The following is a 15,853-nucleotide window of genomic DNA, read 5'->3' on the forward strand; positions in this document are numbered from 1 at the left end:
GACACAACAAATATTGTATCTTTTGTCAACTACTTTTACTCGACCGGCGCTCTAGTCCTGGTTCATTGATAAAAACTTGATTCAGCCCAGGCCCACTAATGTTGAATCCAAGTGGATTGGTTGTACTAAAAATGACATCATTGATTTTGTCACCATTACTATCAAAACCAAAAGATGTTTGACCCAATGCTAGGTCATCGAAGGTAATTAGGGCAGCTTTTGCTGGTTCAACAACAAATGAAGAAGCTATGCCTAAAAATGCTGCGATCCAAAAATTTCTTAATAAAGACATTTGTACCTCTCAAGAACTAACCCGATTTTGCTATTTAACAACTTAAACAGGGAAAAAAATGGTGCATATAAATGCACCATTTAACCCATCAAAGTTGGTGTGGTGGGCTACCATTACTCGACCAATCCAAAATTGCTCGATAGAGTAGACTGGGCGAATGTAGGGTACCGGAGGATAAATTACTTCTCCAACCTCCCCACTTTGTCACGATGCGAAGTTGGCTTGGCAAATTACTAAGTAGTGTAAATATTTGAGTTGCTAGTTTTGTCCCCACTCGGTCTTGAGTTAGCAGAAACCACGATAGCTCTAAATAAATCAGTGCCAACCCTGCTAATGTAACCGTTAGTTTCAGTAAAAAAGGTTGTTCAATTCTGCTAAATTGACTACTCTGTGGTGAGTGTATGGGGTTATACGCTAGTAAAGTTGAAATGGTGATAATTACGAGCAATAAACCCAAGCCGATAAGTTGACTGCGAATCTTTTTTCTTGGTAATCTTTGCATATTGGTAATTCAGTTTTTGTAGAGACACAATTAGAGGCTGGCTTTGGGCTGGAAGGAACGCAAGCGTAAGGCATTAGTGACAACAGAAACCGAGCTAAAAGCCATCGCTGCACCGGCGATAATTGGGTTAAGTAACCAGCCATAGAAGGGAAAGAGAATACCAGCTGCAATGGGAATGCCGGTGAGGTTGTAAATTAAAGCAAAGAAGAGATTTTGACGGATGTTACGAATGGTGGCGCGACTTAGCTGAATTGCCGTAACGATCCCTTGCAAGTCTCCAGAGATTAAAGTGATATCACTGGCGGCGATCGCTACATCTGTTCCTGTTCCAATTGCTATACCCACATCTGCTTGAGCCAATGCTGGAGCGTCGTTGATCCCATCACCGACCATTGCCACAATTTTAGATTTGGGATTGGGAATTTTTTCTATCTTCCCTTGTAAGGATTTAATAATTGCGACTTTTTCCTCTGGTCGGACTTCTGCAAATACTTTCCTGATACCGACTTTTTGAGCGATCGCTTGTGCAGAAGAGTGATTATCGCCAGTCAGCATCACAACTTCTAAACCTAACCGATTGAGCGTTGAAACAACCGATGCTGAGGAGGGTTTGAGACTATCTGACATTGCCATTAAGCCTTGAATTTCCCCATCCACTGCAATCCAAACCACGGTTTTACCTGCTGCTTCCAGAGCGGCTTTGCTTTCGGTTAAGACACGAGATTTAATCCCCAATTCCTCAAGCCACCGTTGTGTTCCAATTTGCACTAAGCAATCTGAAACGACACCTTGAACGCCTCTACCCGCCAAGGCTTGAAAATTTCTTACCTCTAGTGAACTTACATTCTGAGATTCAGCATACTTAACGATAGCGATCGCCAAAGGATGCTCAGAATTCTTTTCTACAGAAGTTGCCAATTCCAAGAGTTTTTGCTCATTGCCCTCTTTTGTACCATTGACAGTTACAAAGTTTGTGACAGTAGGCTTTCCTTCAGTCAAGGTTCCAGTTTTATCCAACACAATGGTCTGAATTTTGTGTGCTAGTTCTAAGCTTTGGGCACCCTTAATTAAAATCCCATTTTCAGCACCTTTGCCCGTTCCCACCATCACAGACATCGGAGTAGCTAAACCCAAGGCACAGGGACAAGCAATAATCAGCACCTCCACGGCGGTGATTGTTGCCAAACTCAAATTACCCATAACATCAAACCAGATTACAAAAGTGGCGATTGCGATCGCAATAACTGCTGGTACAAACCATCCCGTTACTCGATCTGCCAAACGCTGAATTGATGTTTTGCTTCCTTGAGCTTGTTGCACCAACTTGACAATTTGCGACAAAACTGTATCGCGTCCTATTCGTATCGCTCGGAACTTTAAAGCACCTGTCCCATTAATCGTGGCTCCAATTACTTCGTCTCCCGATTGCTTCAAGACTGGCTGACTCTCACCTGTCACCATCGCTTCATCTACAGTGGAAGAGCCGTCAATTACTTCTCCATCTACAGGAATTTTTTCGCCGGGACGCACGAATACGATATCGCCGATCTGAACTTCCTGAATTGGAATACTAGTTTTCTTACCATTGCGGATCACACGAGCATTTTTGGGTTGCAAACTAATGAGTTTAGTAATAGCTTCCTTAGTTTGACTCTTGGCACGGCTTTCTAACAGCCGACCTAGCAAAATTAACGTGATCACAATTGTTGCGGCTTCATAGTACAAATCAGGCATTAAGCCACCAGAGCTAAAGAAAACAGTAACAAACAGCGAATAAAAATAAGCGGCGCTGATGCCCAAAGCAACTAATGTGTCCATAGTTGCGGTATGACATTTGAAGGCTTTCCAGCTGTTTTGATAAAAAGGTATACCACACCAAAACTGTACTGGAGTAGCTAACAATAACTGTACCCAAGGATTGTAAAACCACGCTGGAATAAAAGGCAAGCTTAACCCTGTCATCGCCGGTAGTGACCCTACTACAATCAAGGTACTGAAAGTACTTCCAAGTACAACTTTGCGCGTGAGGTCGCGTAACTTTCCCAGACGGGCTAATTTATCAGCACGATCTTCCACCGTATGCATTTCTGCATCAGATTCGGAATAAGATGAGTATCCCGCAGCATCGACAGCTGTTTGAATTTTCTCTAGATTGGTTCGCTTTTGGTCGTACTCAATAGTAGCTAGTTCCGCGCCGAAATTAACGTTGCAGCTAATCACCCCAGAAACGGAGCGAATTGCTTCTTCAACGCCACAGGCACAGGCAGCACAACTCATACCTCGGAGTTTTAGCGTCAGAGTATCCATATAAAATAAATTGCTTTAACTGAAGTGTAGGGATATTAACGATTAGGCAGATAGATAACCAATTGCTGCTAGTGCTTTCTTAATTGCTATTTCTGATACTTGAGTTTCTACACTGACTAGCTTTGTTTTTGCATTGGTCTGAACTAAGGCGTTGTTATCGATGGCTTTAATTGCTTTGGTAACTCTGTTTGCACAAGCAGAACAAGCCATGTTTGTGATTTTGAATTGGAGTGTCATAACTAGTTGCACAAAATTAAATTCATTGGTCTAGTGAGTGATACCAATTTGAAAAAAGAATGCGACAAGTAGACCATTTGTAGAGACGCGATTCATCGCGTGTTTACCCAAGGATGTGTTGCAATCATGAATTGAATTGGTATGAGCAGAGAAATAAGGTAGATCAGAATTCAGGAGTTGTGTACCTCACCAACTTGAAATCTGCTATATGTAATTAATTTTGTTGAGGTACTTGATACCTTTATGATTAAGATTGAGGATTTCAATCAAATTGAGGATCGTTGGCTGTGGGTTTGTAACAGCACCTTACTAAGCGATACCTTTGCCGAACATAAAACTAGGTCTAACTTTTGCCAAAACAGTTCAAGATAAGCTCCTTGCACAACATTTATGAGACATAAATTCAAAGCTATCCATACTGTGAATAAGGCAGAAGGGAGGAAGCACCAAGAAGATAGAAAGGTTGTAATGCAGTGAGAACACATCATATTTATTTACACTTTCAAATACAGAAAGTATTTTAAAAAGCAATAATATAATTATAAAAACAATAAATATACTGGCAATGGTCATTTTTTTTCAGCAAGTTTGTATTTTTTAGTTAATGGTCACTTCGACTACGCCCTTCCCTGCGGGACGCTACGCGTAGCTTGCTACGGCTACGCTCAGGACAAGCTCAGTAGACTTCTTGCAAAAGTCCTTCTTTTTGCCCTTTTCTTTGCGCCTACTCTTCTCTAGGAGACGCTGCGCGAAGAAGATTGCTAAGAGCGATCGCACTTTTGCCTAAAACCAATCTAATCGCCAAAAAATATCTAAAATAATCGATATAGATATTTTTTTGCTTTGTATTTACCTGAAACTTAGATTAAGTATAAAGGTAATTCTCAGTAATTGTCGAGATGTTGTTTTCCAAAAAATGCAACCTTATAACGAAAAATCAGCCATTGTAATTTTGTTTTGTGGTTTTTCAAACTACATCCGAATCAGTAAACAAAAAATTTCACCTTCCTGCAAAACATTAACCCTTGTAGTTATGTTTTACTCTCTCTAAACTTGTCAACAAAGACTTAAGAATAAGTCACATACATTCCAAATAAAGAATCTAGTGACCCTAAGAAATATTGAACCAATATGATACCTAGATCCCTTGGTGGGAAAAAAATCGCCATTCTTCTAGAAAGTGAGTTCATTCCTGAAGAAATTGAAGCATATCAAAAACGCTTCTCAGAACTTCAAGCAACGGTACATCTGATGTCTAGGCTCTGGAATCAGCCGAGCGTTCGTTTTTTCAGTGATGAAGATACGGGCAATACACCTCGAACAATAGATGTAAACATTGATTTTCAAAACGTAGATGTTAACGACTATGCGGCGGTAATTATGACCGCTAATTATACTAGCGTCCGTCTACGTTATTTTGAGCCACCAACAGGTCAGCCAATCGGTGCTGAACAAGTTCGCACTTCACCGGCTGTACAATTTTATGCCAGCGCAATGGCAAATCCCAGGATTATTAAAGGCGCACTTTGTCACGGTCTTTGGATCATGACACCAATACCTGAATTACTCAAAGACCGAAAAGTTATCTGCCATGAGGTTGTCCTTGCAGATATCATCAATGCTGGTGCAATTTATACAACATCACCTTCAGGTGTTGTGGTAGATGGCGACCTTGTTACCGGTCGCTCGAAACACGAAGTTGAACCATTCATTGATGCGATTACTGAACAAATCCAGCAATTATCTATTGCTACTAATCGTTTCTCAAGCAGAAGGGCTACCACATCTGTTTCAAGACTGAAAGTTGCAAGCTAATTACAGCAGAATTCAGAATTCAGAATTCAGAATTCAGAATTCAGAATTCAGGAGTAAAACAGGCTTTATACGTGGGTAACAGACTTACCTTGTGTACCTCACCAACTTCAAATCTGCTGTATTTCAAAACAAATTCATGACGAGGAGACAATCTTGTGAAAAAAATTCTCATAATTTTATCGGAATATGGTTATTGGGGTGAGGAACTGGTAGGTCCCCTAGAAACTTTTGATGCTGCGGGTTATCAAGTTGATTTTGCAACTCCCACAGGAAAAAGACCAGTAGCGCTTCCTCCTAGTATGGACCCTACTTATATTGACCCACCTTTAGGTCGTCCAGTTGTCTCTCAAGAGATGGCGGAAAAAGTCAAGAATTTGGAAGATCCGAAAAATCCCCGACTGGACAACCCAATCATTCTCTCACAATGGTTGCCCGATCGCCCCTACTGGAGTGCAGAAAAATTCCTGCGGGAAATGGAAGCATATAACAATGCTGTAGACGAAATACAAAAGGATTTGGAACAATACGACGCTCTATTAATAGTCGGCGGTAGTGGGCCAATCGTTGATTTAGTCAATAACCATCGAGTTCATGACTTGATTCTCAGCTTTTACAAAAAAGACAAACCCATCGCCGCAGAATGCTACGGTGTAACTTGTCTAGCCTTTGCTCGTGACTTAGCAGACCGCAAGAGTATTATTCGCGGTAAGCACGTTACAGGTCATTGCAAGGAATATGATTACAAAGATGGCACAGGATTTATCGGCGCAGACATTAACATGGGGCCACCTCCTTATCCTTTAGAGTATATTCTCCATGATGCCACAGCCCCAGATGGAGCATATCACGGTAATTTTGGCAAAGAAATCTCTGTAATTGTCGATTATCCCTTTGTTACAGGTCGGTCTACCGCAGACTCTTATACAACCGGTCAAAAGTTAGTAGAAGTTCTCGATAAAGGACTGAGGCGGTACGGATGGTAAGCTTGACCAAAAAGAGCAGCGAAAAGCCTTTAATGGCTAACAGAAATGGTCGCTTTGCAATCATTGAACAACTTCTGGCAGATGGTATAAACTATATGTTTGGCAACCCTGGCACTGTTGAGCAGGGGTTTCTAGATGCGTTAAAAGACTATTATCCAGAATTTGAATATATCTTTGCATTGCAAGAAACAATCGCAGTCGGTATGGGCGATGGCTATGCCCGCGCCACCAAAAAGCCGACTATTGTGCAACTCCATAGCGGAGTCGGTTTAGGAAATGGCATCGGGATGATTTATCAGGCGATGCGCGGTCATGCACCATTAGTTGTATTAGCTGGTGAAGCTGGTATCTGCTACGATGCGATGGATGCTCAAATGGCAGCAGATTTGGTCAGTATGGCGAAACCTGTAACAAAATGGTCAACTAGAGTCGTTGATCCTGCTTCTTTGTTACGTGTGCTACGCCGAGCGATTAAAATAGCTGCTACGCCGCCGATGGGACCAGTGTTCGTCTCCCTACCGATGGATATCCTGGATGCTGTGAATTATGAAGAAGTTGTGCCGACTTCTTTTCCAGGGACACGGGTTGCTCCTGAACCCGACCAACTGGCGACAGCAGCAAGTTTATTGGCTGCTGCCAAACATCCCCTGATTATTATGGGCGATGGTGTAGCTTTTTCCGATGCTCAGGCGGAATTGACAAATGTTGCCGAACTCATCGGCGCGCAAGTTTGGGGCGCAGACTCATCGGAAGCGAATATGAGCGCCACACATCCTCTGTTTGGAGGGTTGTTGGGTCACATGTTCGGCGATGATAGCCGTCGGGTGACATCACAAGCAGACGTAATATTGATTACTGGAACCTACGTTTTTCCAGAGGTATTCCCGGCGCTGTCTGGAGTTTTTGCTCCTTCAGCGAAAATCATTCACATTGACTTGAATACCTACGAAATAGCGAAGAATTTTCCGGTGGATCTGGGACTGCTTGGCGATCCCAAAACTAGTTTGAGTAAATTAAGTACTGTTCTTGAGTCAACTTTGACACCTGAACAGAAAAAAGAAGCTTTTGCTAGAGCTAGTCAGATAGCCGAGAATAAGAAGCGGGAATCTGCGGCTCGATTGGAAGCTGACAAGGCGGTTCGAGATGCAGTACCTCTGCACATGACTCGTTTTGCTGAAGAATTAGCTGCCCAGTTGCCAGCAGATGCGATTATTTTCGATGAAGCCATTACCAATTCTCCCGAACTTTGTCGATATATACCACCGACAAAACTAGGAAACTATTACCAAACACGAGGCGGTTCGCTGGGTGTTGGGATTCCGGGAGCGATCGGCATTAAGCTGGCTAATCCAGATAAAACTGTGGTTGGGTTCACGGGTGACGGCGGGAGTATGTATACCATCCAAGCCCTTTGGACTGCTGCCCACCACAATATAGATGCTAAATTTGTCATCTGTAATAATCGCAGCTATCAAATTCTCAAGCTCAACATTCTCCACTATTGGGGCGAGCAGCAAATACCAGAACACGATTACCCGTCTTCTTTTAACCTCTGCGATCCTAATATCGATTTTGCTGAATTAGCAAGGTCTTTAGGGGTTCAGGCTGTTCGGGTAGAGAACCCAGATCAAATTGCTCCAGCTATCCAAAAAGCATTGGATCACAATGGACCATTTTTGATTGAGTTGGTACTGACAAACGAAATTGTCGGTACAAAGATTGGCGTTAAGTGTGGCCAATAGTAGACCATTTTACTGAATTAAAAGGAAGAAAAACAATGACAGTAGCTAAAACAGCACCTTTAACACAATCAGAAATCAAGCAACTAGCAACTGACTGGTATTTGAAGCTAGATGTTCACGCTCCCCTTGAGGATTATACTTCTTTCCTGGCTGAAGAAGGTCTAGAAATGCGCTTTCCTGAAGCTACAGTTTATGGTTTTGATGGATTTAAAGGTTGGTATGAGCGGGTTATCGGGATTTTCTTTGATGAAGTTCATACTTTAAAGCAAGTCACCGTTACTCCTTCTGGAGACGAGGCGAGTGTTCAAGTCATCGTTAAGTGGGAAGCTAGCGTGTGGAATCCACCAGCAGCCAAAAGTCAACGGATTGTTTTAGATGCTTATCAAACTTGGATTATTAAGCGATCGCTTAATACTGGTAAGCCAGTAATTGCAACTTATATTGTCGATTCACTTAGCTACTATGAAGGGTCTGCTCAACTTTAATATTGCAGACATCGGCGAAAAAATCAAGTTTTGGGGCGCACATCACAACTTAATGGCGCTCCATACTTATAATTCCCTCACAATTACAGGAGATATGAAAATGGCGGTTTCAACAATTTCACCCGGACGGCAATTTTTTGACAAGCATCTTGAGACTATTTCTGCTGGAAAAATCGATGAAATGGTAGATAGGGATTATGCAGAAGATGCTGTATTAATTACCTTTTTTAATGGGTTTAAAAGTACACCTGCACCGATTACAATTAATGGTCGGGAAAACATTAAGGCGTTTTTTCACGACTATCTAAAAACAATTGAATTTATTGATATAAAATCTCTGGATTTTACTGAAGCAGAAAATGCTATCTTTTTCCAAGCAAAGTTTAACTGTAAGCTTGGTTCTGTATCAGTTGGAGATGCTTGGACTATCCGTAATGGACAAATTGCTTATCATTTTGGTTTTTGGGTTTAATTTTTTTAAACGCAAAGTGGCGCTAAGGTAATGCAGAGGTACGCGGAGTTTAATTAAGGTATTTCTGTGTTTAGTTTCGATTTCGTTTTGGTCTGAGTACACTACAATAGAGGGTTAGTATGAGTACACCAATTGAACAATTGATTGTATCTCCCATCAGTAAGCTTTATAAGGAACATATTGGTTTTATTAAGGCGAAGAATGTTGATGGTTTACTTAGTCAATATGCTGATGATGCTTTGTTGATTAGTACTTTAACTGAAGACCGTCAGCCGCTTTATGTGCAGGGTCGTCAAGCATTAAAAGAGTTTTTTGAAGGTCGGATTTTCGGTTTGGAAGATTTTGAAATTAGGCTCAATCAATGGGCGGAAACTGAAAATACCCTGATGATGGTGGAGGAGCTCAAAACTACAAGTAAGACTGGTGAAGTCGGTACTGTGGAGTTCTACGATAACTGGTTTTTACAAGATGGTAAAATCGCCATTCACTTTGCTGGTGTAATTCAATATCCAGATAAAACTTATGTAAATGCCGGAACGATTAAAGGCGAAGTACCTGCATCTCCATTGGGCAATTTTTATCACGAGCATATCGGCTTTATTAAAGCGAAGAATGTTGATGGTTTGCTCAACCAATATACTGATGATGTTCTGCTGATTAGTACTTTAACTGAAAACCGTAAACCGCTTTATGTGCGTGGTCGTCAAGCGCTGAAACAGTTCTTTGAAAGTCGCATCTTCAGTTTAGAAGATTTTGAGGTGAAGCTTGACCAGTGGGCTGAAACTGAGAATACGCTCATGATAGTGGAAAGCCTGAAAACCAGAAGCGTCAATGGCGATGTTGGTGAGGTGAGTTTCTATGATAACTGGGTGCTGCGCGATCGCAAAATTGCTGTTCACTTTGCTGGTGTAGTTCAGTATCCCGATGGTTCATACGCATAGTTCACTTTTTTCTGTTAGTAAGGAGTGAAGTAATGGCTTTACTAAAAGTTTCTCAAATGGCAATGAGTTGCAAAGATCCGATTGCAACTGAAAAGTTCTACACGAAGTATTTCGGTTTTAAACGAGCAAGGGTTGCACCAATTGGCAATAATGAGCAAATTGTCTTTCTGAAGTTAGGTGATATGTACCTAGAACTCTTCCAAGCCAAGGAAGAAACCCCTGTCCCCTCAGCTACTCAAGATGGACCAACCTATCCCGCTTGGCGTCATTTTGGTTTCCAAGTTGATGACGTTGATGCTAAATTAGCTGAAATCGGCAAGGATGCCAAAGTAACCCTTGGCCCACTCAACTTTGATAGCTTTATTCCAGGGTGGCGCACCGTTTGGGTATCCGATCCAGATGGGAATATCGTTGAAATTAGCCAAGGATACGTCGATCAAGATAATCCACCAGCATTACAGGCAAACTAAGGATAATTTCAACTTTAACTACATACAGCATTCCTCAGTTCAGAATCAAAATCCTTATCTACTAGTGGTCTATGCCATTAACTTTGATGTTCATTCATGTTTGTAGTAAGAACTTCAGTCCTTGATATTTTCAGCACTAAAGTGCTTACTACCAACCTCCCAAAACTTTTACAACAGACCACTAATCGTCTGTCCCATTAAACTAATCGTCTGTCCCATTAATATGATGGGTGAACTCATTCTTAATTTTTCTTCCTTCGCGCCCTTCGCGTCTTTGCGGTTCGTTTCTCAACCTCTCAAAATCAATGACATAGGCCACTAGCTAATTTTGTTCAAAACTTAAATGGAATTGCTGTATAAAGTTAATTGACGATCGCCAGCAAGAAACTCATGAATGCTATCACCAATTGGAAAACCCTGAACTGGACTGAATATGGCGCTGAGTTGGTGGGAACTGCTTTTAATCTCTTGGTTGGATTCAGTATCATCACCTTCAACTTTGGCAAAGGCTTGCCTATGGAGCATCTCATCCCAGCTGTCAGCCCTCGTTTATTAATTAATGGTCTGATCTTTGCTGGAAGTGGTGCATTATTTAGTCTTTCACCTTTGGGAAAACTAAGTGGTTCACACCTCAACCCATGTTTATCATTGGCCTTCTGGATGCAAGGCAAAATGCACAAACAGGACTTAATTGGCTATATCTTTGGTCAATTTCTCGGCGCAATTCTTGGGACATCTTTAGCATTAGCTTTGTGGCGAAATTACCTGATCAGCGTCAATTATTGTATCACTACACCTGCAATAGGTTATCCATTGTGGTATGTATTTCTGGCTGAAGTTTTCATGACGTTTCTGTTAGTGCTATCTATCTTTATCTTCTTGAGTCATCATCATTTATTGCGCTGGACACCTTTAATGGTATGGCTGCTGGTGGCAAGTATGGTGTGGTTGGGAGCGCCTATTTCTGGTACTAGTTTAAATACAGCACGCAGCATTGGCCCCGCTTTATTAGCATGGTCTTGGCAAAACCAATGGCTTTATTGTATTGCACCCCCATTAGGGGCATTAGTTGCTGTAAAAGTTTTTGACCTGATAACTATGGGTGAACGCGAAGTTTTGACAGGCAAACTTTTTCATGTTCCCAACTATCGTTGTATTTTTAAAAATGTTAAAGTACCACATCTGCCAAAACATGGGTAAATTTAACCTGAAAACAACAAAGTTGCTCCCAATATTGGACTAGCAAAAAATATGGCATCCCAATAAACTTCAATTAAGCAATTTTTTCCTTCTCTTTCTTTTCTCTGCGTCCTCTGCGCCTCTGCGGTTCGTAAAAATAAAGCTTTCCACTTTCGCAACAAATCAGCTAAAATAAAGCGATAGTGTAAAGCATTTAGCTTATTTTCATTCTCCGAACTTGTGAGCGGCAAAAGCTGCGCTAGACAGTTCTTTGAGAATTCTGACTCCTATTCTTTTAGTTGAGAATCATTTAGAAACCCTAGAAAACATCAAAATACTCTAGAAGGAGAAAGTTAATGAAGAAACTAGAAGGTAAGGTAGCTTTAGTAACAGGTAGTAGCAGTGGAATTGGTCAAGCTATTGCTATATATCTCGCTGAACAAGGTGCAGATGTAGTCATAGATTACCGTTCTCATCCCGAAGGCGCTCAAGAAACTCTCTCGAAAGTAGAAGCAGTTGGTAGCAAAGGTTTAACTGTTAAAGCTGATTTAAGTATAATTAGCGATATTCGTCAACTTATAGACCAAGGTATTCAACACTTTGGCAAGTTAGACATTCTGGTGAACAATGCCGGCATCGACGGTCGAAATGCTGACTTCTGGGACATCACCGAAGCCGACTATGATGCAGTAATCGATCTCAACCTCAAAGGGACATTTTTCGCCACTCAAGCGATCGTCCAGCACTTCATCGACACCAAGCGAAAAGGTAAAATCATCAATATTAGCTCCACCCATGAAGAAATAGCATTTCCCCACTTTACTGGCTACTGTGTCAGCAAGGGCGGGGTCAAAATGATGATGCGTAACTTAGCAGTTGAACTTGGTCCGTTGGGAATTACAATTAATAACGTGGCTCCTGGAGCAATTGAGACACCAATCAATACTAAGCTGTTAAACGATCCCGAAAAATTAACAGCCCTGTTGAAAAATATTCCTTTGGGTCGTTTAGGTAAGCCAGAGGATATCGCGCCTATAGTTGCGTTCTTAGCCTCTGCTGATGCTGACTATATTACAGGTGCAACCTTGTATGTAGATGGAGGATTGAGCCGGAACTATCACGAGCAATAGATAGTTTGTCTTGGCTCTACCGTTCGAGAATTTTTGCGATCAGGAGTGCAGAACCGTACTATCACGAATGGCACTAAGATAAGCTCAAAGTCTTGTGTTGCCTCTCCTTAACCTACTGGAGGCGGAGCCTCCCCGAATGGGTTCCCAGCCTGGAGGCTTGTTCCAGTCAGGTAAAGGGCTGTATCTTTTCTTAGTGCCATTCGATGCTATTGAGTATGGTGTCCGTGTTACTGCTTTTAGAGAAGTTGCACCACTATATCTAGTGCTAAAGATTTTTAATCCAAAATCCAAAATCGCTATGACCCAAGAAGAAGTAAGATTAGTAGCAGACCGCGATCGCACCGCTTATTGGAAACGATGGGGTTCCTATTTAAGTGAGCGCCAGTGGGGAACAGTCCGGGAAGACTATAGCCCTAATGGTACTGCCTGGGAATTCTTTCCTCACGATCACGCCCGCTCCCGCGCCTATCGCTGGGGAGAAGATGGGATTGGGGGAATTTCTGATAATCATCAGCGACTATGTTTTGCGATCGCTCTTTGGAATGGTGAAGATGCAATTCTCAAAGAAAGGCTTTTCGGTCTGACAGGGAATGAGGGGAATCACGGAGAAGATGTTAAAGAATACTACTTCTACTTGGATAACACCCCGACTCACTCCTATATGAAATATCTTTATAAATATCCCCAAGCAGCTTTTCCATACAGTCAACTGGTTGAAGAAAATCGGCGCAGAGGTCGCCAGAGATCGGAGTTTGAATTAATTGACACAGGTATATTTGACCAAGACCGCTATTTTGATGTATTCGTTGAGTATGCCAAGGCTTCACCCGACGATATTTTAATTGAAATCACTGTGATTAACCGAGGGACAGAAGCAAAAACACTGCATTTGTTACCAACGCTTTGGTTTCGCAACACCTGGTCTTGGACTGATCATCAAGAAGAAAAGCCGTGGTTAAAAATTAGCCAATCTAACTCTGATCTGGGCACCATCGAAGCTTATCACCCTTCTTTAAAAACTCGATGGCTCTATTGTAATGGAACTCCAGAACTACTATTTACAGAAAATGAGACTAATAATCAAAGATTATTTGGGGTTAACAATGCTTCGCCATACGTTAAAGATGGCATAAATAATTATCTAGTGAATGGGGAAAAAACGGCTGTTAATCCCAATCGAATTGGTACTAAGTTCGCCGCTCGTTACCAATTAGAAATCGGTGCAGGTGAAACTAAGACAGTACGATTGCGATTAAGTGACGCGCAAAATTTAATTGCACCATTCGGGACTGAATTTGATACAGTTTGGCAAGAGCGCCAACGCGAAGCAGATGAATTTTATCAGCGAATTTGTCCGTCGCCAATGTTAGCAGACAGCCGCAATGTGCAGCGACAGGCATTTGCTGGGATGTTATGGAGCAAACAATTTTACTATTATGTAGCCGACCAATGGCTAAAAGGCGATCCGGCTGGCCCGACACCGCCAGCATCCCGGCTCAATGGCAGAAACCATGAATGGTTTCATTTATTTAACGACGATGTACTTTCCATGCCCGATAAATGGGAATATCCTTGGTTTGCGGCTTGGGATTTAGCTTTTCATGTAATTCCCCTCTCCATGATTGACCCAGATTTTGCCAAGCTGCAACTGAGCCGTTTGACACGAGAATGGTATATGCATCCAAACGGCCAACTACCGGCTTATGAATGGGCTTTTGGTGATGTTAATCCACCCGTTCATGCTTGGGCAGCATGGCAAGTTTATCAGATTGAGCAGAAAATCTATGGTCGTGCTGATAAAAAATTTCTCGAAAGTGTTTTTCAAAAATTACTCCTAAACTTTACTTGGTGGGTTAACCGGAAAGATTTTGAGGGCAAAAATATCTTTCAGGGTGGCTTTTTAGGTATGGATAACATTGGCGTTTTCGATCGCAGTGTTCAACTACCAACTGGTGGATATTTGCAACAAGCAGATGGTACAAGTTGGATGGCGATGTATTCTCTGAATATGCTGACGATCGCTCTAGAGTTAGCAAAGGAAAATTCTGTCTACGAAGACATCGCCAGCAAGTTTTTCGAGCATTTCTTGTACATTGCTGATGCCATGAATGGCGTTGGTGCAGCCGAAATAGCGCTATGGGATGAAACTGATGGTTTTTACTACGATGCCCTCCATTTACCGAATAATCATCAATTCCCGATGAAAGTGCGATCGCTCGTGGGGTTAATTCCATTATGTGCGGTGGGCATTTTAGAACCAGAAACCTTAGAGCAACTTCCAGGCTTTAGAGAACGGACGCAATGGTTTCTGAAAAATCGCCCCGATCTGACCCGAAATATTGCTTGTATGCAGAAAGAAGGGATTGGTGAACGCCGACTGCTAGCGATCGCTTATCCAGATAAACTCCGTTGCATTCTAGAAAAAATGTTGGATGCAACAGAATTTTTCAGCCCTTATGGTATTCGCTCTGTTTCTAAAGTTCATGAGTCCCATCCTTACGCTTTGACCGTAGATGGTCGGGAATATCGAGTAGATTATGAACCATCTGAATCTAGCACAGGAATGTTTGGCGGTAATTCCAACTGGCGCGGGCCAATTTGGTTTCCGATTAATTATCTACTGCTAGAGTCCCTACAAAAATTCTATCGCTACTTCGGCGACGATTTTAAAGTTGAGTGTCCCACCGGTTCAGGCCAAATGATGACGCTTAAGGAAGTATCAATTGAATTAGCTCAAAGGCTGATCGAAATTTTTCTGGCGGATGATTCTGGTAGACGACCTTTTTATGGTGGAACAGAAAAATTCCAAACTGACCCAAATTGGCGCGACCTGATTCTATTCAATGAATACTTTCATGGAGATAATGGCGCTGGTATTGGTGCTAGCCATCAAACTGGTTGGACAGGTTTAATCGCCAAATTAATCCAGCAATGTGCAGAACAAGTGTTGTCAGATTAATTTCCTAATTTTGGGAAATAATTAAGGATGCGTTTGCTCAAGCTAACGCATCCTAAAATTTAAGTATCTTAGAGGAATGGCACTAAGAAAAGCCTAAAGGCTTGTGTAGCCTCGTTCCCAGCCTCCAGGCTGGGAACGGATTCTGAGAGGCTCTGCCTCTGGTCAAGAAAGCTACGGTGTATACACAAGTCGAATTACCCCCCTTAATCCCCCCTTGCAAAGGGGGGAAACCGGAAAATCTAGTTCCCTCCCCTTTGCAAGGGGAGGGTTAGGGTGGGGTAAAAAATATTTAATACCGACAAGAAGACTTTTAAAACATCCTCTTAAATAGTTAAAAAT

General features: G+C 42.0%; 15 protein-coding genes. 10 read left to right on the top strand and 5 right to left on the bottom strand.

Features of this window, described 5'->3' with window-relative positions; all coding sequences use genetic code 11:
• Positions 1–25: 25 nt before the first annotated feature.
• From HWQ37_RS01390 to HWQ37_RS01405, 4 genes are all read right to left on the bottom strand, one after another.
• Complete coding sequence (locus HWQ37_RS01390; protein WP_292742887.1) at positions 26–292, bottom strand: hypothetical protein; 267 nt, start codon at positions 290–292, stop codon at positions 26–28.
• A gap of 88 nt (positions 293–380) precedes the next feature.
• Positions 381–794 carry a hypothetical protein gene (locus HWQ37_RS01395; RefSeq protein ID WP_292742889.1) on the bottom strand — a complete coding sequence of 138 codons (414 nt, stop codon included), beginning with the start codon at positions 792–794 and terminating at the stop codon, positions 381–383.
• Positions 795–824: 30 nt separating this feature from the next.
• Positions 825–3,101 (bottom strand): heavy metal translocating P-type ATPase, encoded by a 2,277-nt coding sequence (locus HWQ37_RS01400; RefSeq protein WP_292742891.1) that lies wholly within the window; start codon positions 3,099–3,101, stop codon positions 825–827.
• A 42-nt stretch (positions 3,102–3,143) separates the two neighbouring features.
• Complete coding sequence (locus HWQ37_RS01405) at positions 3,144–3,338, bottom strand: heavy-metal-associated domain-containing protein (protein WP_292742893.1); 195 nt, start codon at positions 3,336–3,338, stop codon at positions 3,144–3,146.
• Between the two features lie 1,131 nt (positions 3,339–4,469).
• Between HWQ37_RS01405 and HWQ37_RS01410 the strand changes: the two genes are divergently transcribed.
• From HWQ37_RS01410 to HWQ37_RS01445, 8 genes are all read left to right on the top strand, one after another.
• Positions 4,470–5,153, top strand: a complete 684-nt coding sequence (locus tag HWQ37_RS01410; protein WP_292742895.1) for a DJ-1/PfpI family protein — start codon at positions 4,470–4,472, stop codon at positions 5,151–5,153.
• A 155-nt stretch (positions 5,154–5,308) separates the two neighbouring features.
• The gene (locus tag HWQ37_RS01415; protein WP_292742897.1) at positions 5,309–6,136 is read left to right on the top strand and encodes a type 1 glutamine amidotransferase domain-containing protein; all 828 of its coding nucleotides are present in this window, start codon (positions 5,309–5,311) and stop codon (positions 6,134–6,136) included.
• 32 nt (positions 6,137–6,168) lie between these two features.
• On the top strand, positions 6,169–7,878 hold the full coding sequence (locus HWQ37_RS01420) for a thiamine pyrophosphate-binding protein (RefSeq protein WP_292742899.1): 1,710 nt from the start codon (positions 6,169–6,171) through the stop codon (positions 7,876–7,878).
• Between the two features lie 35 nt (positions 7,879–7,913).
• Positions 7,914–8,363 carry a hypothetical protein gene (locus HWQ37_RS01425; RefSeq protein WP_292742901.1) on the top strand — a complete coding sequence of 150 codons (450 nt, stop codon included), beginning with the start codon at positions 7,914–7,916 and terminating at the stop codon, positions 8,361–8,363.
• Positions 8,341–8,835: a nuclear transport factor 2 family protein gene (locus HWQ37_RS01430; RefSeq protein ID WP_292742903.1), complete on the top strand. Its 495-nt coding sequence runs from the start codon at positions 8,341–8,343 to the stop codon at positions 8,833–8,835. Before HWQ37_RS01425 ends, HWQ37_RS01430 begins: the two co-directional genes overlap by 23 nt.
• A 119-nt stretch (positions 8,836–8,954) precedes the next feature.
• Complete coding sequence (locus HWQ37_RS01435) at positions 8,955–9,776, top strand: nuclear transport factor 2 family protein (RefSeq protein ID WP_292742905.1); 822 nt, start codon at positions 8,955–8,957, stop codon at positions 9,774–9,776.
• A 32-nt stretch (positions 9,777–9,808) separates the two neighbouring features.
• Positions 9,809–10,246, top strand: coding sequence for a VOC family protein (locus tag HWQ37_RS01440; protein WP_292742907.1), 438 nt, complete (start codon positions 9,809–9,811; stop codon positions 10,244–10,246).
• A gap of 390 nt (positions 10,247–10,636) precedes the next feature.
• Complete coding sequence (locus tag HWQ37_RS01445; protein ID WP_292742909.1) at positions 10,637–11,446, top strand: MIP/aquaporin family protein; 810 nt, start codon at positions 10,637–10,639, stop codon at positions 11,444–11,446.
• A gap of 2 nt (positions 11,447–11,448) precedes the next feature.
• Here HWQ37_RS01445 and HWQ37_RS01450 read toward each other — a convergent pair whose 3' ends face one another.
• A complete protein-coding gene (locus tag HWQ37_RS01450) occupies positions 11,449–11,676 on the bottom strand; it encodes a hypothetical protein (RefSeq protein WP_292742911.1) in 228 nt (75 codons plus the stop codon).
• A gap of 105 nt (positions 11,677–11,781) precedes the next feature.
• Here HWQ37_RS01450 and HWQ37_RS01455 point away from each other — a divergent pair, with 105 nt between their 5' ends.
• Together HWQ37_RS01455 and HWQ37_RS01460 are read left to right on the top strand one after the other, a co-directional pair.
• On the top strand, positions 11,782–12,555 hold the full coding sequence (locus HWQ37_RS01455) for a glucose 1-dehydrogenase (RefSeq protein ID WP_292742913.1): 774 nt from the start codon (positions 11,782–11,784) through the stop codon (positions 12,553–12,555).
• 298 nt (positions 12,556–12,853) lie between these two features.
• Positions 12,854–15,514 carry an MGH1-like glycoside hydrolase domain-containing protein gene (locus tag HWQ37_RS01460; RefSeq protein ID WP_292742947.1) on the top strand — a complete coding sequence of 887 codons (2,661 nt, stop codon included), beginning with the start codon at positions 12,854–12,856 and terminating at the stop codon, positions 15,512–15,514.
• Positions 15,515–15,853: the final 339 nt, after the last annotated feature.

Origin of the sequence: Nostoc sp. NMS4 (assembly GCF_017115095.1) — a bacterium.
In the GTDB taxonomy this organism is placed as follows: Bacteria; Cyanobacteriota; Cyanobacteriia; order Cyanobacteriales; family Nostocaceae; genus Nostoc.